21 protein-coding genes are annotated in these 26,689 nt (G+C 44.7%); 8 read left to right on the top strand and 13 right to left on the bottom strand.

From position 1 onward, the window contains the following. Positions 1 to 38 precede the first annotated feature (38 nt). Together oadA and AB1S55_RS11560 are read right to left on the bottom strand one after the other, a co-directional pair. On the bottom strand, positions 39 to 1,817 hold the full coding sequence (oadA, locus tag AB1S55_RS11565; protein ID WP_370978339.1) for a sodium-extruding oxaloacetate decarboxylase subunit alpha: 1,779 nt from the start codon (positions 1,815 to 1,817) through the stop codon (positions 39 to 41). A 58-nt stretch (positions 1,818 to 1,875) separates the two neighbouring features. Next, complete coding sequence (locus tag AB1S55_RS11560) at positions 1,876 to 2,121, bottom strand: OadG family protein (protein WP_370978338.1); 246 nt, start codon at positions 2,119 to 2,121, stop codon at positions 1,876 to 1,878. 229 nt (positions 2,122 to 2,350) lie between these two features. Between AB1S55_RS11560 and AB1S55_RS11555 the strand changes: the two genes are divergently transcribed. Next, positions 2,351 to 3,337: a tRNA dihydrouridine synthase gene (locus AB1S55_RS11555; RefSeq protein WP_370978337.1), complete on the top strand. Its 987-nt coding sequence runs from the start codon at positions 2,351 to 2,353 to the stop codon at positions 3,335 to 3,337. A gap of 127 nt (positions 3,338 to 3,464) precedes the next feature. Here AB1S55_RS11555 and ggt read toward each other — a convergent pair whose 3' ends face one another. The 6 genes from ggt to AB1S55_RS11525 all read right to left on the bottom strand — a co-directional run bounded on the left by ggt (position 3,465) and on the right by AB1S55_RS11525 (position 10,738). Next, complete coding sequence (gene ggt, locus AB1S55_RS11550; protein ID WP_370978336.1) at positions 3,465 to 5,231, bottom strand: gamma-glutamyltransferase; 1,767 nt, start codon at positions 5,229 to 5,231, stop codon at positions 3,465 to 3,467. Positions 5,232 to 5,330: 99 nt separating this feature from the next. Beyond that, a complete protein-coding gene (locus tag AB1S55_RS11545) occupies positions 5,331 to 6,503 on the bottom strand; it encodes a hypothetical protein (protein WP_370978335.1) in 1,173 nt (390 codons plus the stop codon). Positions 6,504 to 6,639: 136 nt separating this feature from the next. After that, entirely contained in the window at positions 6,640 to 7,335 is a 696-nt protein-coding gene (locus tag AB1S55_RS11540; protein WP_370978334.1) for an ABC transporter ATP-binding protein, read from the bottom strand. Positions 7,336 to 7,338: 3 nt separating this feature from the next. After that, positions 7,339 to 8,595, bottom strand: coding sequence for an ABC transporter permease (locus AB1S55_RS11535; protein ID WP_370978333.1), 1,257 nt, complete (start codon positions 8,593 to 8,595; stop codon positions 7,339 to 7,341). A gap of 47 nt (positions 8,596 to 8,642) precedes the next feature. Then, positions 8,643 to 9,926: an ABC transporter permease gene (locus tag AB1S55_RS11530; protein WP_370978332.1), complete on the bottom strand. Its 1,284-nt coding sequence runs from the start codon at positions 9,924 to 9,926 to the stop codon at positions 8,643 to 8,645. Further along, entirely contained in the window at positions 9,926 to 10,738 is an 813-nt protein-coding gene (locus AB1S55_RS11525; protein WP_370978331.1) for an outer membrane lipoprotein-sorting protein, read from the bottom strand. The genes AB1S55_RS11530 and AB1S55_RS11525 overlap by 1 nt, the downstream gene beginning before the upstream one ends. A 147-nt stretch (positions 10,739 to 10,885) precedes the next feature. Here AB1S55_RS11525 and AB1S55_RS11520 point away from each other — a divergent pair, with 147 nt between their 5' ends. Further along, positions 10,886 to 11,563, top strand: a complete 678-nt coding sequence (locus AB1S55_RS11520) for a methyltransferase domain-containing protein (protein WP_370978330.1) — start codon at positions 10,886 to 10,888, stop codon at positions 11,561 to 11,563. Next, entirely contained in the window at positions 11,553 to 13,082 is a 1,530-nt protein-coding gene (locus AB1S55_RS11515; protein ID WP_370978329.1) for a YdiU family protein, read from the top strand. Before AB1S55_RS11520 ends, AB1S55_RS11515 begins: the two co-directional genes overlap by 11 nt. A 98-nt stretch (positions 13,083 to 13,180) precedes the next feature. Here the strand turns inward: AB1S55_RS11515 and AB1S55_RS11510 are convergent, their stop codons facing one another. Continuing rightward, on the bottom strand, positions 13,181 to 14,245 hold the full coding sequence (locus AB1S55_RS11510) for a hypothetical protein (RefSeq protein WP_370978328.1): 1,065 nt from the start codon (positions 14,243 to 14,245) through the stop codon (positions 13,181 to 13,183). A gap of 219 nt (positions 14,246 to 14,464) precedes the next feature. Here AB1S55_RS11510 and modA point away from each other — a divergent pair, with 219 nt between their 5' ends. The 4 genes from modA to AB1S55_RS11490 all read left to right on the top strand — a co-directional run bounded on the left by modA (position 14,465) and on the right by AB1S55_RS11490 (position 19,153). Next, on the top strand, positions 14,465 to 15,310 hold the full coding sequence (gene modA, locus AB1S55_RS11505) for a molybdate ABC transporter substrate-binding protein (RefSeq protein ID WP_370978327.1): 846 nt from the start codon (positions 14,465 to 14,467) through the stop codon (positions 15,308 to 15,310). 74 nt (positions 15,311 to 15,384) lie between these two features. Beyond that, complete coding sequence (gene modB, locus AB1S55_RS11500) at positions 15,385 to 16,083, top strand: molybdate ABC transporter permease subunit (protein WP_370978326.1); 699 nt, start codon at positions 15,385 to 15,387, stop codon at positions 16,081 to 16,083. Further along, the gene (modC, locus tag AB1S55_RS11495; RefSeq protein ID WP_370978325.1) at positions 16,080 to 17,183 is read left to right on the top strand and encodes a molybdenum ABC transporter ATP-binding protein; all 1,104 of its coding nucleotides are present in this window, start codon (positions 16,080 to 16,082) and stop codon (positions 17,181 to 17,183) included. Before modB ends, modC begins: the two co-directional genes overlap by 4 nt. A gap of 62 nt (positions 17,184 to 17,245) precedes the next feature. Then, the gene (locus AB1S55_RS11490; protein WP_370978324.1) at positions 17,246 to 19,153 is read left to right on the top strand and encodes a CRTAC1 family protein; all 1,908 of its coding nucleotides are present in this window, start codon (positions 17,246 to 17,248) and stop codon (positions 19,151 to 19,153) included. Positions 19,154 to 19,294: 141 nt separating this feature from the next. Here AB1S55_RS11490 and AB1S55_RS11485 read toward each other — a convergent pair whose 3' ends face one another. Continuing rightward, positions 19,295 to 21,310, bottom strand: coding sequence for an alkyl/aryl-sulfatase (locus tag AB1S55_RS11485; protein WP_370978323.1), 2,016 nt, complete (start codon positions 21,308 to 21,310; stop codon positions 19,295 to 19,297). Between the two features lie 378 nt (positions 21,311 to 21,688). On the opposite strand from AB1S55_RS11485, the gene AB1S55_RS11480 reads away from it, so the two are divergent. Next, entirely contained in the window at positions 21,689 to 23,737 is a 2,049-nt protein-coding gene (locus tag AB1S55_RS11480) for a methyl-accepting chemotaxis protein (RefSeq protein ID WP_370978322.1), read from the top strand. A gap of 167 nt (positions 23,738 to 23,904) precedes the next feature. Here the strand turns inward: AB1S55_RS11480 and AB1S55_RS11475 are convergent, their stop codons facing one another. The 3 genes from AB1S55_RS11475 to AB1S55_RS11465 all read right to left on the bottom strand — a co-directional run bounded on the left by AB1S55_RS11475 (position 23,905) and on the right by AB1S55_RS11465 (position 26,683). Next, a complete protein-coding gene (locus AB1S55_RS11475; RefSeq protein WP_370978321.1) occupies positions 23,905 to 25,131 on the bottom strand; it encodes a hypothetical protein in 1,227 nt (408 codons plus the stop codon). Between the two features lie 116 nt (positions 25,132 to 25,247). After that, positions 25,248 to 25,844: a TetR/AcrR family transcriptional regulator gene (locus AB1S55_RS11470; RefSeq protein WP_370978320.1), complete on the bottom strand. Its 597-nt coding sequence runs from the start codon at positions 25,842 to 25,844 to the stop codon at positions 25,248 to 25,250. A 20-nt stretch (positions 25,845 to 25,864) separates the two neighbouring features. Then, positions 25,865 to 26,683: an outer membrane lipoprotein-sorting protein gene (locus AB1S55_RS11465; protein WP_370978319.1), complete on the bottom strand. Its 819-nt coding sequence runs from the start codon at positions 26,681 to 26,683 to the stop codon at positions 25,865 to 25,867. Positions 26,684 to 26,689 lie beyond the last annotated feature (6 nt).

Genomic DNA, 26,689 nt, shown 5'->3' with positions numbered 1-26,689 from the left:
TGAACCTTGCCAGAGATTTAACAAGTGACTACCCTCAGTTACGCAATAGAAAGCAGTGAGTCGCCAACAGACACGACATCACCATCTTTAACATTGACTGAACTTACTGTGCCCGCAGCTGGCGCACATACCTGAGTTTCCATTTTCATGGCTTCCAGTACCAATAAGGTTTCACCCTCACTGACTTGCTGACCTGGCTTAACAAGTACTCGGAAAATATTTCCAGCCAAAGGAGCATCAACCGATTTACCCGCACCGGCTTCAATAGCCGCTGCCGATGTGGTTGTTGCGCCATTCAATGCGGTGATGCCTGTTAGCTCACCGCCACTATTGACCGTCACCGTGTAAGACTGACCTTCAACCTCAACGGTATAAACCTCTTCACCGCTGTCACTAAGAACCGTCGAGCTTTCATTACCGGTAGGCGCAGGCTCAAATGCAGAAGCATCACCACGGTTTTGTAAGAACTTCAAACCAATTTGAGGGAACAGCGCGTAAGTTAATACGTCATCCACTTCATCAGCAGCTAACTTAATCGACTTCTCAGCAGCAAGGGCCTTAAGCTCATCACTTAGGCTTTGCAGTTCAGGCTCAATTAAATCCGCAGGGCGACAAGTAATTGCCTCTTCACCTTCGGCTAAAACACGTTTCTGTAACTCAGCGTTCATTGGCGCTGGTGTCGCACCGTATTGACCTTTAAGCACCCCTTCGGTCTCTTTAGAGATAGAAGCGTAACGCTCACCGCGAAGTACATTAATAACAGCCTGCGTACCAACAATTTGAGAAGTTGGTGTTACCAAGGGCAAAAAGCCTAAATCTTCGCGAACACGAGGAATTTCTTGCAACACTTCACCAAATTTATCTTCCGCACCCTGCTCTTTAAGCTGGCTTTCCATATTGGTTAACATGCCACCAGGTACCTGTGCGCGTAAGATACGGGCATCAACACCTTTAAGAGAGCCTTCGAATTTCGCGTACTTCTTGCGAACATCGTGGAAATACAAACCAATATCTTCAAGCTGTTCGAGATTAAGCCTCGTATCGCGATCGGTACCTTCAAGAATACTAACTAGAGTCTCTGTTGGACTGTGTCCATAAGTCATCGACATCGATGAAATAGCGGTATCTACATTGTCGATACCCGCCTCAACACACTTAAGGTAAGTAGCGTGAGCCAAACCGGTGGTTGCGTGACACTGCATGTGAATTGGAATATCACACGCCGCTTTTAATTTGCTAACGAGTTCAAAACCTTCATAAGGCTTTAAAAGACCAGCCATATCTTTAATGGCAATGGAGTCGGCCCCCATGTCTTCAATGCGCTTACCTTGCTCAACCCACTTATCAATCGTATGAACTGGGCTTAAGGTGTAAGAGATGGTTCCTTGAGCATGCTTGCTTTGCGCTTTCACCGCTTTAAGCGCTGTTTCAATATTGCGCATGTCATTCATTGCATCAAAGATACGGAACACATCAACACCATTGGTCGCTGCGCGTTCAACAAACTTCTCAACAACATCATCACCGTAGTGGCGGTAACCCAATAAATTTTGACCACGCAATAACATCTGCTGCGGTGTATTTGGCATTGCAGCCTTTAATTCGCGGATGCGATCCCAAGGATCTTCGCCGAGATAACGAATACAGGCGTCAAAGGTAGCACCGCCCCATGATTCCATGGACCAATAGCCCACTTTATCAAGCTTCTCGGCGATGGGTAGCATATCGTCGATTCTCATACGCGTCGCAAACAGCGACTGATGCGCATCACGCAATACAAGTTCAGTAATACCCAAAGGTTTTTTAGGATTAGACATTCAAATCTTCCCCAGAATTAAGCGCAGTTAATAAGTTATAAGTCTTCATTGCGAGCCTCTACTTACGAGCTCGGTGCTGATTAATGGCCTCTTGAATCACAGCCAAGGTACGGCTGTCTACAGGTGCAACAGGACCATTGATCGGCGAAGGCGCCGGTTCTGGCACATCAGCTTCAGGAAAAAAGCGACCAACAAATTTTGACATCAAGGTGGTGCTAAATACCAAAATCGTTAAGAACGCGAAAACCGTACCCATGCCAAAAAGCATCAGATCAACACCTTGTTGAATCAACTCAGCTTCCACGATTTCCTCCTAAATAAAACAGTTAAAAAGCCACCCATACGGGCGCGAAGAGCCCTATACAATAATGAAAAACGGGGTAGTTGGGCAAGCAAAAGCTATAACAGGGCCCAAAACAGAAGCAAAACGTCTAAAAAACAACCGCTTTGTGCAAGCTATGTTTGCTTTTGCTACACTCCGCGCCCCTGAATTACTGCGAATTAATTAGCAAATGCGACTTATGTTGGCCCCGATGGAGGGCGTTGTAGACTTCCATCTTAGAAAAATCTACGCCGCTATCGGGGGTATTGATCTTTGTGTGACGGAATTTATTCGAGTCACACAAACCGTTCTACCTCGGCATGTTTTTATCAAATCGTGCCCTGAACTGCTTGAGCAAAATCAAAGACTTGAGGTTGTAGGTAAAAAGACAGCCAGCCTTCCCATCCGTATTCAATTACTCGGTAGCGACCCTAAGTTACTAGGCCTTAATGCCCAAAAAGCGGCTGAACTTGGTGCCATTGGCATTGATCTTAATTTTGGCTGCCCAGCAAAAGGCGTGAATCGCAACCGTGGTGGCGCTTGCTTGCTCGATGAGACAGAACTAATTAAAGACATTGTAAAGTCTGTACGTGATGCCGTACCCAATGAACTTCCTGTCACCGCTAAAATCCGCTTGGGTTACGAAAACAGGAACAGCTACCTAGATAATGCCAAAGCCATTGCCGATGCTGGCGCTTCCGAACTTGTGGTGCACGCTCGCTCCAAAAGTGATGGTTACAAGCCTCCCGCCTACTGGCATTACTGCGCAGACATACGTAATGCTATCAATATTCCTGTGATTGCCAATGGCGAGATATGGACGGTAGAAGACTATCAACGCTGCGTAGAACAAAGTGAATGTGAAAACGTCATGCTGGGTCGAGGGCTCTTGGCCAACCCCTTTCTTGCCCACGAGATAAGAGAAAGTGCCAATACGTCAGCAACTAACATCACGGCTAAATCCGATGCGGATAAAGAACAGAACACAATGAATAACTGGACTTTAATAGCCCCTCTCTTGCTCGCGTTTTTTGAAGAAACCAGCCAAGCCTACCCCGCTAAATTTATGGGCAACCGCGTAAAACAGTGGTTGCACTATTTACAGCGCCACCACCCACAAGCCGAGCAATTATTTCAAAATATTAAAAAATTACGGGACTACGAAGGCATACGCTCTGCAATCAAAGCCTCTTACTGAATTAAGGATTTAAGGGTTGAGGCGACAAGCATAAGAGCGTTCGGAATAAACTCGCTTAAACAGCCGTGGCCGAAATGACAATAAAGCACAGCCCCAATAAGTAAAACGATGGGGCTGCCATGTCCTATTAAGGCTTTTTATTCAGCTGCTTAAGCCGTTCCGGTTGGATACGCGGCTCTGACTCAGCTTGAAACTGGCCATCTTTTAATAAAATGGCTTGGGTAGCGCCAAAGGCCGGCCATATTTTTAGATTATGACCACGCTTAGTTAAGCCTTCTTTTAACTGCTCATCCATAAAACCATCTACAAACACGAGATTGGGCTTCCATTGATGATGCACCCTAGGTGTTGCCATTGCTTGCTCAAGCTCCATATCTAAAGCCAGAACATTTTGCATCACTTGAGCAACCTGGGAAATAATCGTTGGCCCACCAGCGGCTCCTAGCGCCATCACAGGTTTACCATCTTTTAAGACCAAACTCGGGCTCATACTTGATAGAGGACGCTTACCAGCAGCCACCGCATTGGCTTCTGAGCCAAGTAAACCAAAGGCATTGGGAATACCAGGCTGTGCAGCAAAATCATCCATTTGGTTATTCATCACTACACCGGTACCGGGCACCATAACCGCACTACCAAAACTGGTATTTAAAGTGGTTGTCAGTGACACCCAGTTTCCTAACTTATCTGCTGTGACAACATGCGTAGTGTGCTTAGCAAAAATATTGCTTTTCCAGTCTTCTGGTGTGCCATAAGTCAGGTTTTCGGTGGCAGAGAGATGGCTGATATCGGCAATACGTTTTTTAAGATACGCTGGGCTATCTAGGCCTCTAGGCACAGAAACAAAATCGGAATCGCCCATCCAATGCGCCCTATCTGCAAACGCCCGCTTACTGCTTTCGATGTAGCGGTGATAACGATCAAGCTCGGGCTGCTTATAAGCTGTTTGCAATTCCATCATTTTAAGGATTTGGCTTACATGCATACCACCTGAGCTCGGCGGCGGAAAACCAACTAACTCATAGCCCATAAACGATGAACGCAACGCTGCGCGTTCAATCGTTTTATAAGTGGCCATATCTGCCGCATTTAAAATACCGCCATTGGCCTGCATCCATTGATCGAGCTTTTTAGCAAAATCCCCTTTATAGAAATACTTAGGGCCTTGTTTAGCCAACATACGATAGGTATTGGCAAGATCCTGCTGCTTTAAGATATCGCCTGTTGTTAAAGGCTGCCCCTTAGGCATAAATACTTTTTCAGTTTCAGGAAAAGCCTGTAGTTTTTTCTTACTTCTTTGCAGGCGAGCAGCCAAGACATGGTCAATTGCAAAGCCCTGCTCTGCTATCTCTATACCCGGAGCCAAGGTATCGGCAAAACTCAACTTACCAGCTCGTTGCTGTAATTCGTATAAGGCCTGTACCGAGCCCGGTACACCAACAGCAAGAGCTCCTGTTTTACTCAACTCAGGTACCGCAACTCCCTCACGTATAAACATATCTTTTGTTGCTGCTGATGGCGCCATTTCTCTACCATCGATAGCAATGACCTCACCATCAGCGAGGTGAGCAATAATAAAGAGGCCACCACCAATACCACTATTATGAGAATCGACCACACCCAAAGTAAAGGCAGCCGCTAAGGCAGCATCTATCGCATTACCGCCTTGTTGATAAATGTCCAAAGCGGCCTGTGTTGCCAAAGGCTGAACCGTAGCCACAGCGTGTTTACCATCATCGCTGACAACAGCATAGGCCGGAGCCTGCTTTTTACTAGCAACAGACTTACTAACAAGAGGCTTACTAATATCTTCTAACGCACTGATGCCAGCGCTCATACCTGCTGCACAAAGTAGTGAAAGAGCAAGAATAGATCGACGGGAAAAAAGACTCATACATTTCCTTTCTGCTTAGCAGTACTGAATCTACGGCAGCTTATATATAAACGAGCCGTTAGAAATTTCAAAATAGATAAACACACGGGCCAATTTAGGCTAAAAATACCAGCCAAATTCGCCATAAAAAGACCAGCTCTGGCTGTAATATTGGCCAGGAAGATATTCAGGACCAGTAAATTCTGTTCCCCGCTCACCTAAGCCTTTATTCAAGCTCAAGGTTAAACGAGTATTCTGGCTAAGATCCCAAAGATTTAGCAATTGTAACAAAGCGCTTGAGTCATTGAGATTAACAAAAGCATTTGGAGAGAAATTCCACAATGGATGAAGCTCAAGTAACCAAGATGCACCAATATAATCGCGACCAAGATTATACAGTTCGCCACGCGCTAAACGTTTAGCCAGCTCAGGGTTAGCAGCAATCGCTTGAGCGCTATAAGGACGCTCGGCCAAGCCATAATCATTATGATAATACTCAAGCATGGCCGACATGGGTTTATTCATGCTTGTCCATGAGTAGCTCAAACTAGCCACCGCATTGAGATAATTGGCCCCGTCACTGTGCTGATTAACAAGATCCGTGCGCAATACCGAACCACCTACATTAATCGCTGCACCTGCACCAATTACGGTATCGCCATAGTGCTGCATAAATAGTAAGTCGTACTCACCTAGCTCACTAAAACCATGATATTTGGCAGCAAATGAATCAACATCACTGTGGTGTTCGCCTTGCTCATCCCTGCGCAGCACCCAAGCAAACTGCCAATCCGAACCACCGTCATTAAGTATCTGCGCATAAAGCATGTCATCACCTGCCTTGTACTCTTTATCAATGGCAATAGGGTCAAAAGGATTCACTAAATCCATCGCACTGAACATCAAGCCATTACCCCAACTCAAAGCTTGGCGCCCTATTTTTGCGACGACCTTATCACCACTATAAGTAAGTGCTGCCCGATCAAGACGCTGCACAATCGCGTAGTCACCCTCTTCATAGACGGTCTGGGTGAAATTGAAAAAACGTTGTTTATCAGAAGGTAAAAGGTTCATATCAACAGCCCCCGCCTCACTTACACCTAGCTTAGGGCTAGCATAGGTCGCCAGCTCATAGTCCGCAGCAAAGGAGAAAGTATTAACAGAATGCCTAAGGTTAACTCGGCTATTCATTAGCGCATCGAGATTAGTTTCACCAAGACTCTGAACAAAGGCTGAATCTTGATCAAAGGCGGAATAAACCGCCTGAGCTTTAACATGACCATCAACTGACAAGGCCAAACTCGTGTTAGCAACGAACAAAAAACCAAAGGAAAAACATAAAAGCGAGATAGCACCTAAGCCTAGCTCAAGCCCTGCCCTTAAACCCTGCTTTACCTTCGCAAAGAACGCGCTTAAAAGAACCACAACGCTAAGCGGCCTGTTCTTGCTTAACATCGCTGAGAATTTTCCCATCTTGCATGCTCACAAGACGCTTGCAGCGCTGCATCACCCGTTGATCATGAGTGGCAATAACAAAAGTGATACCGTGCTTGTGGTTTAATTCTAAAAACAAGTCGATAAGCTGAGCGGCCGATTGCGAATCTAGATTTGCCGTGGGCTCATCGGCCAAAACTAAGTCGGGCTCACTAACAATAGCGCGAGCTACCGCAACCCGCTGTTGTTGGCCTCCACTAAGCTCAGCAGGCCTTCGATTTTCTAGCCCCTGCAAGCCCACCTCGTTGAGCATAGCCATCGCTTTTTTTCTACGATCGACTGAGCTCTTACCTTGCAGCTGCATAACAAACTCAATATTTTCCACAGCGGTTAATACAGGGATCAAATTATAAGCCTGAAAAACAAAACCAATATTATCTAAACGTAAATGAGCTCGTTGATTTTTATTAAGCTGATCGATGCGAGCACCAGCCAAAGAGATCTCACCACTGTCTAAACTATCGAGTCCACCAATAGCATTTAATAAGGTTGTTTTTCCTGAGCCTGACGGGCCGCTTAAACAAACAAACTCGCCCTGCTCTACTAATAAATCAACATGATCAAGCCCGCAAATGGTTTGCCCACCTTGAATAAATTGTTTCAGTAGCCGTTTACATTCAATAGCATGCATAAATTAATCCCTATTTAAGGCTTTAACGGGGTCATAATGAGAAGCTCGCCATGCCGGTAAAATACTGGTCAATAAACCCAGCACCAACACAACGATATTAGCTGCAACTAAATCAGCCAAGCTTAAAGCTGGGTAAAGGCGGCTGCCAACACCGGCCACAGCCATTGCTTCAGCGACCGAACTTAAATCAATACCGCTGCTCGTCCATGCCACACTCAATAACGCAAAACTGTTTCCTATCAATAAACCAAGCAGCAACATCAAGCAGGTTTCAAACATAATTTGCAGCAAGACTAATTGCCTAGGCATGCCCAAGGCCATCATCAAACCCAGTTCACGAATGCGCTCAAAAATTGCCATTAACAAGGTGTTAGCTAAACCAAAGCCCATGGCCGTAAATACAACCAATATCCACACCAATATCATGGCATCTAACATACCCATCATCGATGCCATATACGCATCAATGTCATACCAGGCTAAAATTTCCAGGGCAGCGTTTTTTGATGCGCTTTGTTTATATAGGCTTTTTACTTTTGCCAGTAGTAAATCTGTATCATCATTCTGATCGGCAAAAAATGCGATTTCCGTTAACTGAGCTGGCATTTTCAAAAAGCGCTGAGCGGCGGTGTACCCCAGATAAATAACACGTTCATCTTGGGCGCCAAGTTCGCTTTTATAGATACCCACAATACGAATACCACGCTCAGCCAGCTCACCGTCAGCGCCTTGACTCATCAGTACCACACGCTTACCCACACGTGTATCAAGACGTTGCGCCAATGCTTGCCCAATAACCAGAGCCATATCATCAGCATCATTAAGCATACGCCCCTCAACAAGCCTCACCTCACTGAGGCTATGTTGCTCATTGTTAGGCTCAATACCTAATAACTGCACACCGCGAGTTTCTCGTTCACTGGCAAGTACGGCAGGCAAATTGATGCGTTTTAGCCAATGTTTAATAAGAGGGGAAGAAAATTGTTGGCTAAGTGCCTCACTAGGTTCATTAAATCGAGCGTCAACACTTGGGTCTAAACGAAAATCTGGATGGTGGATTTGCACGTGGCCAGGCAAGGCATTAATACTGCGCTGTAAACTGTCTTGCAACATGCCTCGCATCAATGAGCTCATAAAGATCATCGCCCACACACCCACAGAAATAGCCGCTAACATAATTGCTGTGCGGCGTTTATTTCGCCAAAGGTTACGCCAAGCAAGCTGTAATGAGATAAATAAAGCCGTTTTTTTAATCACCACTTAGCCCCCTTTATAGTTATTGTTCACACAGTACAGATAAGACTCCATTATTTGGCCCTCATCGCAACAACAGGCTGCAAAAAATACAAGCGCAGAGCTGGGTAAAGTGTGGCAAGTAAGCAAGCTAAGAAAAGCACTGCAGGCCCCATAGTCAGTGACAGTAAAGACAACTGAGGGTACAAAGTGGTAGGCATATTATATAAAGCGGCGGCATCTTCCATACCGGGAAAACTCAAGCCATGATGAGAAAAGTACAGAACAACTAAAGTGCCTAGAGCCACCCCTAAGACAAAACCTAAACCCGCCAGTAAAAACACCTCACTAAAGATAAGCCTCACTAATACCCCGTGGCGACAACCTACCGCCATCATGATGCCAAACTCACGTGTGCGCTCTAATACCGACATAAGCTGAGTGTTCAATACACTAAAACTCACCAAAATAATCAATACCGAATACATAAACCACGAACTGACAAAGTCGGCTTCAATACTTTGTTTTATCGCAGGGTGTAATTGCTGCCAATTTAATAACGCTAGTTTCGGATTAGAGCTCGCTTGTCTAAGCTGATGCTGCTCGATATAGCTGTCCAACTGCTGCTGATAAAGCTTGGCATCATCCAATACTGGGCCATTAATGACGATGCTATGTACTCGCCCTTCCATTGCGAAAATCGCGTCAAAGTCTTTAAGGTGAATCTGAGCCACACTGCGATCAACATCAACAACCCCGCTTTTAAAAATGCCCTGCACAACAACAACGGCAGCAGCAAAACCACCGTCATAGGTCGAGCCCATCAAGGTTAATTCCTCACCGGGCTTAATATTTAAATTACGCGCCAGACCATCACCTAAAACAATGGCCATTGCCTGTTGCTCAGCGTTATGCTGAGCAATGTTTGCCGCTGCAGACAGATATGAGCCTTGCACAATGCTCTGGGCGATATTGCTGACTTGCTTTTCTTTTTCTACATCAACACCGGTCACAGCAATGCCATAACTTCGAGTCTCACTACCTGCAAGCACAAAGGCGCTTGCACGAGGGGCAAATACAAAGTCCTTAAACTCAGGCTCCATGCTGGCAAGTAAACTCTGCGCGTTGTTGATGCTCTGACGCATTTTTTGTTCGTCTTGATAACCCTCTTTATTCAGCTGCAGTTGGCCCGAAAAAGCCCTTAAGCTGTTACTAATCATCAAATCATAAGTTGAGAGCTGCAGGGAGATCATAAAGATCAGCAGCACATTGGAGAACATCATGGCCGCTAAGGTCAGCCAAGTTCTACGTTTATGACGCCACAGGTTTCGCCATGCAAGTAATAGACTAAGGCTCATTAGCGAGGGTTTCTTAAGTTCGATAAAGTGAAGGTATTAGAAGGGAAATCCAGATCGAATTGCACACGGCTATTTTCAACTTGAGTCCAGCGTTCAGGCGTATCGGTATTCGACATACGCATGCTTTTAGCAATTGTCCTCTCGCCTACCGTCATCAATTCAAGTGTGCGCATGGTTTTGACCAAAACCCCATCTTGATCCCAAAACTGCTGCTCTAATAGCACTTTATCATCGCGAATAATCAGTACTTCCTTACCCCAAACGACAGCGGCTTCCTCATGCGGGATCGAGTGGATTTCATAAACGCTATGGCCATCTTGCTCGGTAGTCGCCACCAAAGTATGTTCATACAAATCAATGATATCGGTATTGCGACTGATGTCTTTGTTAGAAAAGTCACTGCCCATCCAGCTTTGCCCCATCATCGAAGAAGGCACTTTAATCACACGATTTACACGCGGCGCAAAGCTCCACATATCTTGGTCTTTTACTAAACTGGCGTTACCTGCATCGCGCGCAGGGGCCGTGACTCGCACAAGGCTGTTTTTTTCACCTTCGGTCCAACTGGTCATGCTGATACTGCGCTGCCAGTCTTCGCGGTGAATCGTCATGGTCATCTCACTTAACGAGGTCTGACCACGCCAAGCGTCCATGGTATCGCGAATAATTTGCCTAGCATCAAGAGTCTGCTCTGCCTTAGACAAAGGGCTCACAAAAAGCAATAACACAATGAGCATATGAATTCGGCATCGAGCGTACCGAACAAAAAAGGACAAAAAGGCAAAACGGAAAACGGTTAAAACTGCATTCATAACAAGCATTCCTTTGAGCTTATGGCAGATGTTTTATGGCGCTTATTGCTGGTTGTGATTTTTGGGGGCTTATTTACTCGTGTTATTGATGGAACAAGCCAAATGATAAAGCTATAGTAACCCGCCCTAGCTTTACGCACAAAAACCATGCAATTTGACTCGCATTCCATAGACAGCCCACAACAGGGCCTACACCCAAGGCTTGATGATTATTTGGTTAAGCACCTAGAGTGCCCTTATCAAAAACCCATACAAGCACATAATTTAGCCGCCTTTGAGCAATTTCAAACGAGCATCCAAGCACACGGTGCAAGCTCACTTATTCTCGACTCTTGTTGTGGTACTGGCCTAAGTACTCGCGCACTGGCAAAGCAACACCCAGATAGCCTTGTTATTGGTGTAGACCGAAGCATAAAACGCCTAAACACTCAGTCACTCGATGCCGAAGCCCTGCCGGCTAACGTATTGCTCTTACAGGCAAACTGTGAAGATATTTGGCGATTATGCGTACAAGAAAAACTGAGTTTTGATAAACACTGTATTCTCTACCCTAACCCCTATCCTAAGTCAGAGCATCTAAAACGGCGCTGGCATGGACACCCTGTTTTCCCTGTCCTCGGCCAACTCGCCCCCATAACGGAATTGCGCAGTAACTGGCCACTTTATTTAGAAGAGTTTCAACACTGCTGGCAAAAACTAAAGCAAGGTAAAACACAGCTTTTTGAATTAGATGTTCAAGAACCATTAACCTTGTTTGAACGTAAATATCATTTAAGTGGCCAAAAGCTCTATCAATTACTCTGTGAATCCAGCCATGAATTTTAAACACAGCCTGCGTGAACTCGACCCAGCCTTCAGCGAAACAAGCAAGCCCGAGCCTTTTTCACAACCTGAGTTATTGCTCTGGAACCAAGGCTTAGCCGAAGAACTTGGGCTTACAGATAAATTATTAAACCATGAACAAGAGCGCTGCGCCTTTTTCTCTGGCCAAAAAAGCGCAGTAAATTCGAGCAGCTATAGCTTTGTATATGCCGGGCATCAATTTGGCCAGTTCTCTGGCCGCCTAGGTGATGGCCGCGCTCACATGCTGGGCGAGTGGACGGCTAAAAATGGTCAACTTGTCGATGTACAATTAAAAGGCTCAGGTAGGACCCCTTTTTCAAGAGCAGGTGATGGACTCTGTGCACTGGCCCCAGCATTAAGAGAGTACTTAATGGGTGAAGCCATGCACGCCTTAGGTGTGCCCACTACTCGCAGCCTAAGTGTTGTCGCCACCGGCGATGATGTTATGCGCGAAGGTTTAGTGCCAGGGGCCGTAGTCAGCCGAGTAGCGCAAAGCCATTTACGGGTGGGTACTTTCCAATGGTTTGCCGCAACAGAGCAACACGAAGCACTTGCCAAACTCTGCGCCTATACACTTAAGCGCCACTACCCTAGTTACATCCTCTCTGAAGAGGCTCTTGAAAAAGACCATGCCAAATTCCCTGAACAAATACTAAAACTACTTGATGCCGTTATCGACAAACAAATTGAACTCGTCTGCCATTGGCAGCGCGTGGGTTTTATTCACGGAGTAATGAATACCGACAACTGCAGCATTGCCGGCGAAACCATCGATTTTGGCCCCTGTGCCATGCTTGGAAGTTACCACCCCGAGGCCGTCTACAGCTCGATAGATAGAAATGGTCGTTATGCTTTTGGCCAACAGCCCTCGATGATGAATTGGAATCTGGCACGCTTAGCCGAAAGCTTATTACCTTTATTACATAAAGATGTCGAACAAGCGCTCGCTTTGTGCCGCCCACTTATTGAAAGCGTGCCGGATCGTTTTGACCAAGCCTATTACCACATGCTTGCTAAGAAATTTGGCCTAAGTTCGTTTATCAAGAGCACGCCAAATAAAACCCCAACACAAAGTCAGCGCAGTTTAATCAATGACATGCTTAAACACATGCAAATAAACGAGCTGGATTACACACTGAGTTTCCGCCAATTAAAGCGTTACTTAGAAGGTAAATTAAGCGAGCCAGAAATTGCGACACTTAAACAGTACTTTTCAGGCGACTCAGACAAACAAAACAGCTTAGAGTGCTGGTTAAATGAAGTCAGTGCGGATAAAAACACAGCCATTTCACTTATGGCAGTATCAAACCCTGAACTTATCCCGCGTAACTATTTTGTTGAACACGCTTTAGACGCGGCTGTAAAAAACGACGATTTAAGCCTAATAAAAGACTATATGCTGGCCTGGTCCGAACCTTATAAAGAACGAAAAGACAGTTTTAAGCTACTCGGTTCAAAAGCCGAGTTTGATACAAACTACCGCACTTTTTGCGGGACTTAGTCCTAAGAGCTGGCAGGGGAATGAACAATAAAAAAGCACTAGGGCAAGCATCACGCTAGTGCTTTTTAAACACCACCAGACAGATGGTTTAGGCTGCCTTAAAGATTACTATAACAATCGTTTTCAGGGTCCCCTTCATAGTTATCGTAGTTAATACAACCTTCGTACTCTTGCTCACCATTATTTGCTGTATAAGTAGGTGATGCACCTTCGTGATACATTAACTGGCCAACCCAGCCGTTAAACTGAAAGTCCACCGTACCAGATGAAAAGAATTCAGCATCTTTTTCACCAACAACATCGTTGAAGTGCGCTTTCGAAAGTTCAAACGTCACATCATTCGTCTCAGGAAAGCTGTCATCGCTATAAACACTTTTATCATTCTCCACATCCAATTCATAAATAGCACAATTACTAAAAGCCCCTTCACTACCATTTTTTACAGTACAAGGCTTATTTTCATCATCGTGCGATGAAATCATAAAAGACTGATCTGAATCCCATGTTTCAACAACTGTTCCACCGAGAGCGTAGTCTTTTTCAGTACTACGGTGCGTTACATATTTTGACTTAAGTAAATAGTGTAGCTCGGCAACCGTATCAAAAAGAACAACAGCAGCATTTAAGGACATCGCTGAAAAGTCGACTGCTGCACCAGAATCGTTATATGCTTTAACAACTAAAAACGAAGTGCTGCGAACATCGTTCTCTATAAGCTCAATACTATCTACAGTGTCATAATAAAAATGCATGCATCGACTAAGATCTAGTTCCTGAGCATCGTATTTATAGTAACCATCAGCAACAGGCTCAAACGTTTGAGTATGGTAAACCTCATCTACACAGCGATGATACGCCCCCCAAGGGCGCTCAGCATAATCCTCTTCACCGCGCTCAGTTATCCCCCAAACATGCCTAAAATAATCAAAATTTCTTATCGTATTCTCTAGTTCAAGTTCACTTTGAGCATCCAGAATGGGGGCGTCAAAATCGTCAAAACTCAGCTTCGCTGCGCTACTTTCACCAATAAAAATATCAACGCTAGGGCTTGGCGATACATTTGATTCCGATTTTTTATCGCTATCACTTGAACCACCACAAGCAAGTAACAGTGAACTAAGCACCGCTACGACCAATACACGGGCATTATTTACAACAATCATTACTACTCCTTCTAAGCAGAGCTCTCTAGGCTCTATTACATTAAACGCTGCGCTCACTATCCTTTGATTTCAAGCTGTATCGCTGTCTCAAATCATAAAAACGGCGAGTATATAGATTAAGCTAAAGCCTTGCAGTAACTACACTAGAGGCGATTTTAGGGCATCCCCTGCTCTACCTTCGCTCTAAACAAGCCATGTAAAACGCGCTAGCATAGGCCTATGAACTTTAAAGCTGTTCCATCAACACCGATATTACTTGCAGTCTGTACTGGCCTTAGCTTGCTCTTTTTATCTATTTTTGCTCAAGCTGATAAGAAGATAAACGTAGCAGTCGCCTCAAACTTTAAGGCCTGTTTTAACCAGCTGGCGCTTGAGTATGAACAACAAGTAGACGGCGTTAAGTTACAAACAAGCTTTGCGAGCAGTGGCCAACTTGCAGCCATGATTTCGCGAGGAGCGCCATATCAGTTGTTTTTATCTGCTGACAGCGCACGTGTCGATGCACTAATCAAAAACAAACACGTAAGACCCGAAGATAGCTTTGTCTATGCACAGGGTTTGCTTGGATTATGGTTTGCCGATAAACCAGCCCCTCAAGCCTGTTCAAATAACAAACGAAGCAATAAAGCAGATAAGCACTTGCTCGATTCAAAGTGGTTATCCAGTAAACAGGCCCAAGTGCAGATAAAACGTCTAAGCATGGCTAACCCCAAACACGCTCCTTACGGGTTAGCTGCCCAGCAAGCACTGCAAAACTTAGGGCTTTGGCCCATATGGAAAAGTAAAACCGTTTATGGACAAAACGTTGCCCAGAGCTTGCAATTTGTTCTTAGTGGCAGTGCTCAAGCCGGTTTTATTGGCCAGGCTCAGTGGTTTGAACTTGCTGCACACAACAAGCAAACGGGTTCATTCTGCTTATTACCACAAACTAGCTACGCAGCTATTAAGCAAAAAGCGGCACTTATTAATACGAATCAAACAGAAGCAGCTTTAGACTTTTTCAAGTTCTTACAAACTAAGAGCAGCCAGCGTAGAATCAAAGCCTGTGGTTACAGCCTGCCCTAAATAGCTGGCGGTGACACTTGCGAGTACGTAGTGCAGCGCGGTGTATGAAAAATCAACAAAGGTGCCATTCAAGCGTGATAGAACTGATACAAAGCATGGACTGGGGGCCGCTCATTTTATCGCTTAAGCTAGCGTTACTAACAAGCTTGGTCTTATTGCTCATTTGTGTTCCGCTAGCGTGGTACTTGGTTCACCGATCTACCCGTACCCAAGCGCTTAGCAACGCCTTTTTTGCCCTTCCCCTTGTCTTGCCACCCACCGTAATTGGCTTTTATTTATTATTGATGTTTAGCCCAACATCGAGCCTTGGCCAGCTTAACCAAGCCTTAGGTTTAGCGCCGCTGGCCTTCAGTTTTAAAGGTTTAGTTATCGCTTCGTGTATTTATTCTCTGCCCTTTGCCTTACAACCACTGCAAAGTGCATTTAGCAATGTTGATCGCCGCTATTTAGAAGCGGCGGCTCTGATGGGCGCAAGCCCTGTTGATCGATTCTTTAAGGTTGTACTGCCTTTAGCAAGAACGGGAATCTATAGCGCGCTGGTCCTAAGTTTTGCTCATACTATGGGCGAGTTTGGCGTGGTCTTGATGATAGGAGGCAATATAGAAAGCGAAACACGCGTATTGAGTATTGCCATTTACGATCATGTAGAAGCGCTCGAGTACGATCAAGCGGCGATACTTTCGGCCTTTATGTTGGGCTTCTCTATGCTGGTATTAAGCTTTTTATACCTTTTTAACGGCTCACGTAAAAGTGCTCTAGGAGCCTTAAAATGAGCCATTCAGAACAGAAAACGACTCAGCAAGCAACAGAGCTAAAAGTAAAAACTCAGCTTGAACGCGGGGCCTTTAAGCTCAACTTAGACTTAAGCTTCCCCGTTGGTGTCAGTGCCTTATTTGGTCCAAGTGGTTGTGGCAAGACAACACTACTTCGACTTATTGCTGGGCTGGAAGTAAATAACAACAGCCAAATATATTTAGGTAAACAAACCTGGCAAGACGGAAAGCAGCAACTGCCCGTTCACAAACGTGGCTTAGCCTACGTTAGCCAACACAACAGTTTATTACCACACCTTAATGTACAAGAAAATCTTGAATTTGCCTTAAAAAGGCGTAAACAAGCCGCTTTTAGCATTGAAGAAATAAGCCACTTATGTGGCGTCCACGCACTACTTAAGCACACAAGTGAACAGTTAAGCGGTGGCCAGAAACAGCGAGTTATGCTGGCTCGTGCCTTACTATGCCAACCAAGCGTTCTATTGTTAGACGAGCCATTTTCTGCCTTAGATAAAACAGCTAAACACGAACTAATTCGCTGCTTAGAAAAAGTTATTAGTCAATTACACGTACCTATTTTATATGTGAGCCACAGTGCCGATGAAGTCATGCGCTTAGCAACAGGGCTTGTCATCCTTAAAGACGGCCATGTACTCGCCCAAGGCCCTTGCAACGATGTACTCTGCGATACTCGCCTGTATTTTAATCACAATGACGATGCCTGCTGCCTGATTGAAGGCCAAATAACAAAACACGATGAACGCTATCACCAAAGCCATGTCGACATAGGTGGCGCCAGTTTAGCCTTACACCGTATAGATAAACGTATTGGCGATACCGTGCGTCTTCGTGTGCTTGCGCGTGATGTAAGCTTAGAAACCTTAGGTAGTGACGACAGCAACAGCAGTATCAGCAACCACATCAACGCCGAAATTCTAGAGATAGTAGATACTCAGCCAAGCTCAATTAAATTAGTCAAACTGCGCTGGCAGCAACAAAACATGCTTTCACGTATCACCAACTGGTCTGTTGATAAACTGCAATTAAAACCCGGCATGCAGATCAAAGCACAAATAAAAAGTGCCGCACTTATCCTGTAAATAAGGCTAATATAGGCTCAAATTTACCTTAAACACCCCAAACCATCATTACGGCAAAGTTTATGAAAGCCCCTTGTTACGTATTAGGCGCCCTACTTTTTAGTGGTCTTAGCGCTTGTAATGTCAAAAATGACAGCCCCGATCTTATTCAATTTAAAGAAGTCAGCGAAGAACGTGGCCTTATCACTAAAGACACATGGAAATACGGCGGCCCTGCTATTGCCGATTTAAATTACGATGGTCGTTATGAGCTTATGCTAAGCAACCACCATGAAGAGCCGACTCAATTATTTTGGGCCGATGGCGCCAACAACTTTGTTGAACACAAAGAGCCGATTATGCGCTGGGACATGCACGGTGTGAGCCCCGGTGATTACGATCTAGATGGCGACTTAGATATTATGGTCACCTTAGGTGGTGGCAATGGCAGCCAACCACAACCGCCTCGTTTATTGCGTAATGATAATGGTGAATTTACCAATGTCACCGAGGGATCAGGCTTTGACCACATGGGCGCGCGCGGGCGCTCTGTGCGCTGGGTTGACCTTGATGGTGACGGCGATTTAGATTTCTTCAGCATTAATGCCATTGTTGTTAATGGTAACGAAGGCCCACGCAATATTCTGTTTGAAAACCTTGGCAATGATAAATTCGCCTATCGCGCCAGTTCAGCTTTTGAGCAGTTTGAAGCCGAGCGTGTTTTATTAACCGATTTTAACGGCGACCGCATCACCGATGTGGTCGCTTTTGAACCGCTTAGCTTGTGGCAAGGCACACATAAGTTTGAATTTATTAACGTCAGTGATAGTTGGCTGCCTTTAAATAAAGAGCAACGTGAACACGGCATGGCCGTTGCCAATATTGATTACGACAACGATGGTGATCTCGACTTATATATCGCCCGTGGTAAAACCTATTACAAAATGGCCAACAACGGCGCCTTTTATTACCCAGACGAGCAGCGTATTGATATCCGTGACTTTGGTAGCCTTAGCCATGATGGTGTGAGCTTTAGTGCCGAAGGTGATATCTCGTTAAGTGATTTTTTCTTATGGCCACGTAAAGTTCGTGGTGATCTGCCCCTATTTTTAGGCGAAAAACAAATAGAAGCAGCCATGCCACGCAGTGCGGAACCAGAAAGCTTTAGCCAAGAACAGGCCAAAGGCTTTAATTCCGATCTTAAAGAACAAGGCTGGTATTTGGGTTATCTTGGTAATGGCAACTGGCGCTTAGAGTGGAAACTTGATGATGCCGCGGCGTGGGATATTCGTATGAGTATTCATGGTATAAACGATGTCGCTCTAGACTGGACAGCGCAGGACATGGGTGTAGGCGATATTTTACTGCGTAATGAAGGAAATCGTTTTAGTGATCTTAGTGCGCTTTTACCGAAAGAAAGTGGCGATAATAACTGGGGCGTCACCCATGGTGATTTTAACAACGATGGTTTTGAAGACCTATTTGTTTATCGTTTTGGAGAGTTCCACAAGCGCATCAATGATTTAATGCTGCTTAATCGCGCAGGTGCTGGTTTTGAATTAATCACCAAACACAATGCCACCGTACTTGAGCAAACTGGCCACGGCGACATGGGTGCCGCCTTTGATTACGACTTAGATGGCGATGTGGACATACTAAGCGGTGACGACGATCAAGGCCGCTGGCATCTCTTTGAAAACCAAAGCCAGATTAAAAACGACAGCTACTTACTAATCGAGCTTGGCTACTCTGAAAAAGGCAACGACGTAATAGGCGCTTTGGTTGAAATAGAAACTCAAGCAGGCAAACAAATTCGCCGGGTAGGTTCCGCAGGAGCCACCCACTCCCAAAGTGTATTAAATACCGTACATTTTGGTTTAGGTGCTGAAAGCACGGTGAAAACAATTACCGTGACTTGGGCCGATGATTCACAAAAAGAGTTACGTAACATCAAGGCAAAACAACGAATCTTTGTCGGTAAGAGACTTTAATTACAGATCCAGCACTATCGCTTGATTATAACAGCTAATAAAAAGCCCTCGTTTTCATTAAAAACGAGGGCTTTTTATATGTCTAACACCAAGAATGAAAGAAGCCTCTGATCCAGCTTGCGTCTCTATCAATTCTTTAACTTAGTGGTATAAGTCGGCATCCACACTGTTTTCACTAAAAGGTACGATTTCAAAGCTAGGATTAAACTGTACCATCGCTGCAGCAAGTTTCTGTAAGACCTCGCCGTCACCTTCAAGCTTTGCTTCTCCGGCTTCAATTAACTGAGGCAGGCGAGCTTGTCCAAGTAAGATCTTAGTAAATGCATCTTCACTAAGTGTGATTGTTGCATCGGCACTTGCTATCGGTACTTTTGCTTTAATATTACTGAGGTTACCGTTGGACATTTCAACATAAAAGACCTCATTGCCAACAATGGCGTTAAAACTAAATGGCGTTTTTGCAGCTTTTAGCGAATCGATCTGTACGGCAATAAAATCTAGCAACATGCCTGGGTTCATTTCTGAGATCACGTCGGCAGAAGCAGATTTAGGTGCTCCTGGGCTTACTTTACCATTGCGTAGCTCCTGAGCCCCAGTCAAATAGATATTTCGCCAACCCGCCCCTTCAGCTTGATAGCCCATTTGCTCGTAGGCATCGGCAAGTAAGACGCGCGCTTTAAGATTATCCGGCTCCACTTGAACCACTTTGTTTAAAGCAGTTGCTACAAAACGGTATTCGCCTTTGGCAAAATCTTTTTTAGCACGTTTGAGGATTTTTTTAGCTCCCCCCATATATTCAACAAACTTTTCCGACTCTTCTTTAATTGGCAATGGGTTTAAATTCGCAGGGTTCATATCAAAATAACCAAGGTACATGTTGTACACCGCACGAGCGTTGTGCGAATACGTACCGTGGTAACCATTGGTATGCCATGCTTTTTGAATACTTTCGGGCATCACCTCATAAATTGCATCACCTAAATCTTGCAGCACCATACCGCTATTAGCTAAACGTAGAGTTTGGTTATGCGTAAAACCATAAGCATCACGCTGCATTTTTAAGTAATCGACAATCTCAGTATTTCCCCAAATCGGTGCAGAGTGAGAGGCAAATAGCGTTTCCACTTCCCCACCCCAAAGATAGAGCATTTCATTAATTTTTTTAGACCACAACAGGGAATCCCGCACCTTTGCACCACGTAACGTATAAACATTGTGCATACCCTGGTAGGTCACTTCGCCCGTCCACAGCGCCTCCATGGAGGGAATATAGGTCACCATTTCAGAAGGCGCTTCGGTACCTGAGGCATCAAGGAAAACCATCTCCAGCCCATCTATCGTCAAGGTTTCAAGCTCCCCGTTCCAGTTCAGCTCGTAATCTGGTTTCACATAGGTAATTTCACCAGAAGAAATACCTTTGGCCAGAGCCGCATCAACGATGCCATGCTCATTGCGCCCAAGAGTTGCACCATATTGATACGCTGCACGGCGAGACATGGCGTTACCAGCAAGTACATTTTCATCAACGGTTTCTTTGGTGATATTGCGTGAGCCATACACCGTAACATTGGGAAAAAGCTCCTGCACCGCCCTAGCGCCACCAAAGTGATCAGCGTGGGAATGGGAATACAGCATCGCGGTAATTGGCAGCTCTTTACCTTCAGGCACATTAGCAAAGAAAAACATCAAAGACTGGGCTGCCGCTTCTTTAGTCGTTAACACATCGTAAGCTATCCAACCGGTTTTACCACGAATAAAGGAGATAGAAGCGAGGTCGGTACCTCGAATTTGGTAGATTTTACCCGGAACGACTTCGTAGAGGCCTTCAGCACCCTGATTGAGCACCGCCTGACGCCACAGCGATGGATTAACCGTATCCGGTGCCTTGTCTGCGCTCTCAAGGTCAATAAAGCTGAAGCTATTGCGGATAATATCGCCCGTTTCTTTATCAAACTCTGCGATCAAACCGACCTTGTCATTTTCAAAAGCCCTGACATCGTCAAAGTTTAAACTACGTGCAAAATCGGCATTTGCCTTAATTGTCTCGGCCGTAGCGGCTTTTCCGCCAACCTGACTTAAGTTAAGCGCGTGCTCATCGGCCACAGCAAAAGAGGATACGAGAAGAAAACAAGCAAAAGGCCTGCTTAGTGCTTTCATAAGACGACTCTCTGTAATTTGAACTAATGTGTAAGAAATGTTCCAAAAACAACCCAGTTTGACAATATTCACATCAATTTATCTAGGGCTATGTCGGGCTGCAGTCCCGTCAGAACAAGCTATCAAGCAAAGGGGAACTATAGCGAAGCAGTAAGTCTTATGCACCTTGAGTTTTTTCACAAATCAACATTCAGTGCTTAGCACCTAAGTCCCCTTCACTTGAGAAATCAAGCATATATGCTATACGTATATACATTCGTTTTTTTATGCATTCAAGCGGGCTGATACGACGCATAGGTACTGGTGTCATGTTGACAGACAGTTAGGCTAGGAAGCCCCACCAACCACTTGATTCATATTTTGATGGCTGCTTTCTATATGAAATATCTGAATCGTATCAATATCAGCACCCGTATTTTTCTTATTGTCACCCTACTGATATCGGTCATTATATTTACCGCCATTAACCACCTGATGACAGTAAATAAAAAGAAATCCGCACTGGATGACTTGGCCTCTATTCTTTATTACGCAGAAGTAACTGCAGAGTTAATTGATTTAACAGCGCAAGAATCTCTATATACCCGACTCTATATAGACAGCCCCCCATCAGAATCCGAAGCTGCAAAACGCCGCATGCTAGTCGCTAGAAGTGCAAGTAATAAAAGCCTTGATGCTTTTAAAAGCCTTGTTGCTGAAAACAAAGTGTCATTTAGACAATATACGGCATTAAGCAATAAGCTAGAACTCATTCAAGAAAAGCTAGATAGATACTATCTAGTTAGAAATGCTGCCGATGAAAAAAGCCACTTGGGCAAAACCAACGGGACGGAACTGCATACACTCTACGAAATGTCGCTACTCGTTAGTGACTTAGTATCATCGCTAAGCTCTGTTGTAATTATTTCATCACAAAATGAAAAATTAAGCCTAATGGCCAATGCGCTATACAACTTAATGATTGCATCAACTAAGTCGGCTCAGCTAAATAGTTTTATTTTTGCAGCCGCAAACCATCATTTAGGCTATCAAACCTATTTATATGGACAACTAGTACACATACACTATGGTGAAGAAGATGCAAAAACCCTATTTAACTCCTTTGCCCCTGCCAGTATTAACGACTACTTTAACAACAAAGTAATCAACCACCCTTCATACAAAAAATACGCAAAGTTTAAGGTTGATGTGATATCCGTATTTGAACAATACCTCGACAAAAAATTTGATCTATCAGATAAAGATTGGGGGCAAGTCACAGACGACGTGTTTAATGGTTACCAAACGACACGTGAATTTGTAATGGAAGAAATACTTAGAGAAAAAGACAGGCAGCTGTCTAATGCGCAGAACACCCTCGTTTACACAAGTATTTCATTACTTGTACTCATTGCCGTACTCGGCACCCTATCTTATTTGATCATCCGCAGCATCAATGCTCCGCTGCAAAGACTAGTTGAAACCATGTCCTTTATTGCAAAAGAAAAAGACATGTCTATACAACTGGAAGAATCAGGGTCCGATGAGTTAACCAAAGCCAGCAAGGTATTTAATGAGTTAATATCCAGTTTTAACACTGCTCTAAGTGGCGTAACAACTCAAATCCACAGTCTATCTTCTCTAAGTGGCGAAGTAGCGAATAATACCGAACAAGGCCTTCGAAGAAACGACAACCAACTAGAAGCGACGGACAGTATCAGCGTTGCAGTCACCCAGATGACTTCTACGATTGAAGAAATTAGCACGATGATTCACACCTCATCCGACGCTGTTAATAGCGCTAGTGAAACCTCCATCGAAAGCAGCAGCTACGCAGAGAAAAGCCGCAAGCTAATGGAAAAACTCACTCAGGAACTAGGCAATACAAGCGAGGTGGTCAACCAACTCAATCATGAAAGTGAGCAAATTGGTTTAGTCTTAAATGTTATTCAAAGTATCGCCGAGCAAACCAATTTACTTGCTTTAAACGCCGCCATCGAGGCCGCAAGAGCAGGAGAACAAGGTCGTGGTTTTGCCGTTGTAGCAGACGAAGTGCGTACACTCGCACAAAAAACTCAAGAATCCACAGAACAGATTCGCCTACAAATTGACGCCTTACAACAACAAACATCACGTGCCACACAAAACATGAAAGTGCTTCAGCAGGAAGGTAATGACGCCGTTGAAGTGGTTAAAGGCAGTGCCTCAACAGTTGAGGTAATGAAAGCCGAACTCGAAAAAATCAAAGATATGTCAACTCAAATTGCCGTAGCCGCAGAAGAACAATCCTCAGTGTCTAACGAAATTAACGAACGTGTGGTTGCTGTAAGGGATGACTCTGAAAGCATTACCACAAGCTCTAGAAAAACCTTTGATACCACCAAAACCATGCTGGAGAGCTGTCAAATATTGGTTGATCACGTCAACGTCTTTAAGCTTAAGAAATAATAAGTTCAAATTATAAGGAAACTGCCCTGCAGCCTCCTTATATTCAAAATCATACTCATCAACCAGCTTGAATCGAGCTGAAACACCTTTTTTATCCAACATAGGCGCCCCTTAGATCGAATTATCGAGCTAAAAGGCGAAATAGGCTCGGGTAAGCCCGCCCAACATCAATAAAAGAACTCTAAGGTGAGAGAGATATAATCATCATCTTTAAACTGATAAATAGGGTCTTCTGGGCGTTCGCCGTTAAAGACTCGTGCATCTAAAGTAGTACGCCAGTTGTTGCCAAAGCGCCGGCTGCCTTCGGCAAAGACGGAATAGCTACTTGGTTCATTAATACCACGTGAATAACCTAATAATAAATCGCTGCTGGCGCTGTCATTAAAAGTAAAACGACCACCAAAGAAAATGTCTTTTTCCGCAGGTGTTGGTGCTTGATTATTGCGGCTATCGCGACTTACTTCACTTAATAAACCTAAATCAACTGCCGAGCCTGCTATACCTACCATCGTGTATTCAAAGCCCGCCGTAAACGCGCCGTAATCACGCTGACTGTCGTCACGCGCTATGGCTTCTAGCTTTAATAACCAGTCCCCTAATGTGGCTTGAACATCAACACCCAGTTGCTGCATTAAATCGTAATATGGGCGCAACTCTAAGGGCGTATTGGCATCACTATACGCGAGCAAGTGTGGATCGCGATTTGTGCCTTTAAACCAGCTCACACCAAGGTCAAACACACTCACGCTATGGCTATAACGCAAAGCAAAATCGACATGTTTGTCTTCTTTATCACTTTCGTAAGTGGCTGCATCGGTATTAATCGGCAAAGTGCCATTTAAACGGCCATCGGGGCCTGGGAAAGTACGTTCGCGAAAGGTAGGAAGAACAAAGGCATCAACCACACCCCAATCTTGAATGGTGGTAAATTGCAGCATGCTCTGCCCTAGTTTTTGCTCACCATCAGGGCTTTCTACTAAGTCAGTTTGGTTAACTACATCAACCAAATGATTACTTTCGGTTACTCCCCAAAACACCTTACTAAGACCTAAACGAAACTCCCAATCATTGCCAACATGTAACCAAGCAGCCTCACGAATATCAGCATGGCTGCGCTCGTCATCTAAGTCATCCCAACGTCCAAATAACTTAAGCGTAAAACTATTGGAATCACTGCTGTCGGCCCAATAAAACTCAGGCTCTGCCAAGACTGAATTTTGGCTTTCACTATCAACGGTAAAAAAGCGGCTTTCTATACCTAAGCGGCCAGAGTATTGAAACTCAGCCATCACCGGTGCAGAAAATACAGCCCCCACTAAGGAAAAAATAAATACAGTTGATAAATGGTGGTTAGGAAAACGGAAACGATTAAGGCTTGCGACGGAAAAGCGCATAAGCCCTCCTTGAAAAGATTCAATATAGATAAAAAGAGATAAGTTAACCTGGTAAACAGCTCCGATAAAACGGTGTAGCTAAAACCAACTATGTACAAAGCTACTTATGTAAAAAGCTATTTATGCAAAGTACGAATATACACACAAAGCTCGGCCACTAGATTCTTAAGCATGTCTCTATTACCTGTGCATTTTGCCGCGCCTATCAAACCTTGGAAGGAGGCAATAATAAAACATGCAGCATGTTCGCTATTGGCCTCTTGCCTGACAGTGTCATTGGTTTTGCCTCTTTCGAGTGCGGTGACAATGGTCTCACATTTGTGGCTATAGATATTACTCAAACGCTCCTGAAAGCCCTCATCTAAGCTGGCCATTTCTTGGCTCAAATTATTCACAGGGCAGCCCAGTACTAACTCATCATCGGAAATAGATTCAGCAAAGCCCAAGCAGGCGGTGGTGAGCCCTTCAATGGGGTCATCAAAGCTGTTTAAAATTTCACCCAAAGCTTGGGTTCGGGTAAACAACACTTCGTCGACCACTGCATACCCTAAGCTCTGTTTGTTCGGAAAATGATGGTAAAGCGCACCTTTTGCCAAGCCAGTTTTTTTGAGAATGGCGTCCACTCTCATACCCTGAAAGCCGTTTTCGTACATTTCTTCAAACGCTGCTTGAAGAATACGATCACGGGTTTGCTCTGCGTTACGCTCTACCATCTTCTTTCCTACTACTGCTACTACTTGGCTCGTTTAAGACTGTTTTTATTAAAGTCTTTGTCACTTAAGCCGGTTTTAAATTGGTATTCATCCCAAACCAGCTCAGTACTCTTGCCGTTTTGGTGGTTAACCATCATCGCACGTTGTGCACGCCAAAACTCACCTAAATACTGCTTATAATCATAGTTTGTGAGTGTCTTTAAGAGCGAAGACTTACGATCGTAAAAATCGATGCTAAGCACACGGTATTCAGCCTGATCGACCACCACTTCTAAGTTGGTATAACCTGACTTGGCATAACGCGGATAACTGCGTACAACAAACACCTTCTGGCCATCAACTTCATCTTCACGCAAGAACTCAAAGTCGTACTTTTCTACCTCAAACGAAGTGAGATCTTCAAACGCGTACTCACTGCCCATAAACGGGCCGCTTTTGTTGCTTGAAGAAATACGCTTCACACGCTTAAGTGCAGGAAGGTACAACCACTGCTCATCCGGGACGGTAGCGTGAGTAAAAGACAAAAATGCAGTGCCTTTTACGTCACGAGGCTGATCGAAAATGCTTAGACTTTTGTCGCCGTCACCGTGAATTTCTAAACTCTTTAAGCGGATTTTACGCTCACTTGTCGCTCCATGCTTGTTTTTCAATAGCATAAGCATGGTCACTTCACTGTCACCCCAGCCCGTATCACGCTTGACCATCTCTTTGGCGATCTCTAAGCCGCGCTCAGCGGCGGCTGGGTCTATCTCTGGCGCTGCCGACCAAGCTTGGCTCACAAGGCCTAGGTTAAAACCTAAAGCAACGGCCGTTAGCGCTAATTTTTTCATTGTTAACATGTTCTA

The sequence above is a fragment of the Agaribacterium sp. ZY112 genome, assembly GCF_041346925.1.
Taxonomy (GTDB): Bacteria; Pseudomonadota; Gammaproteobacteria; order Pseudomonadales; family Cellvibrionaceae; genus Agaribacterium.
Note: the sequence above shows the minus strand (reverse complement) of the source record. Positions and strands in the feature narration are given on the sequence as shown.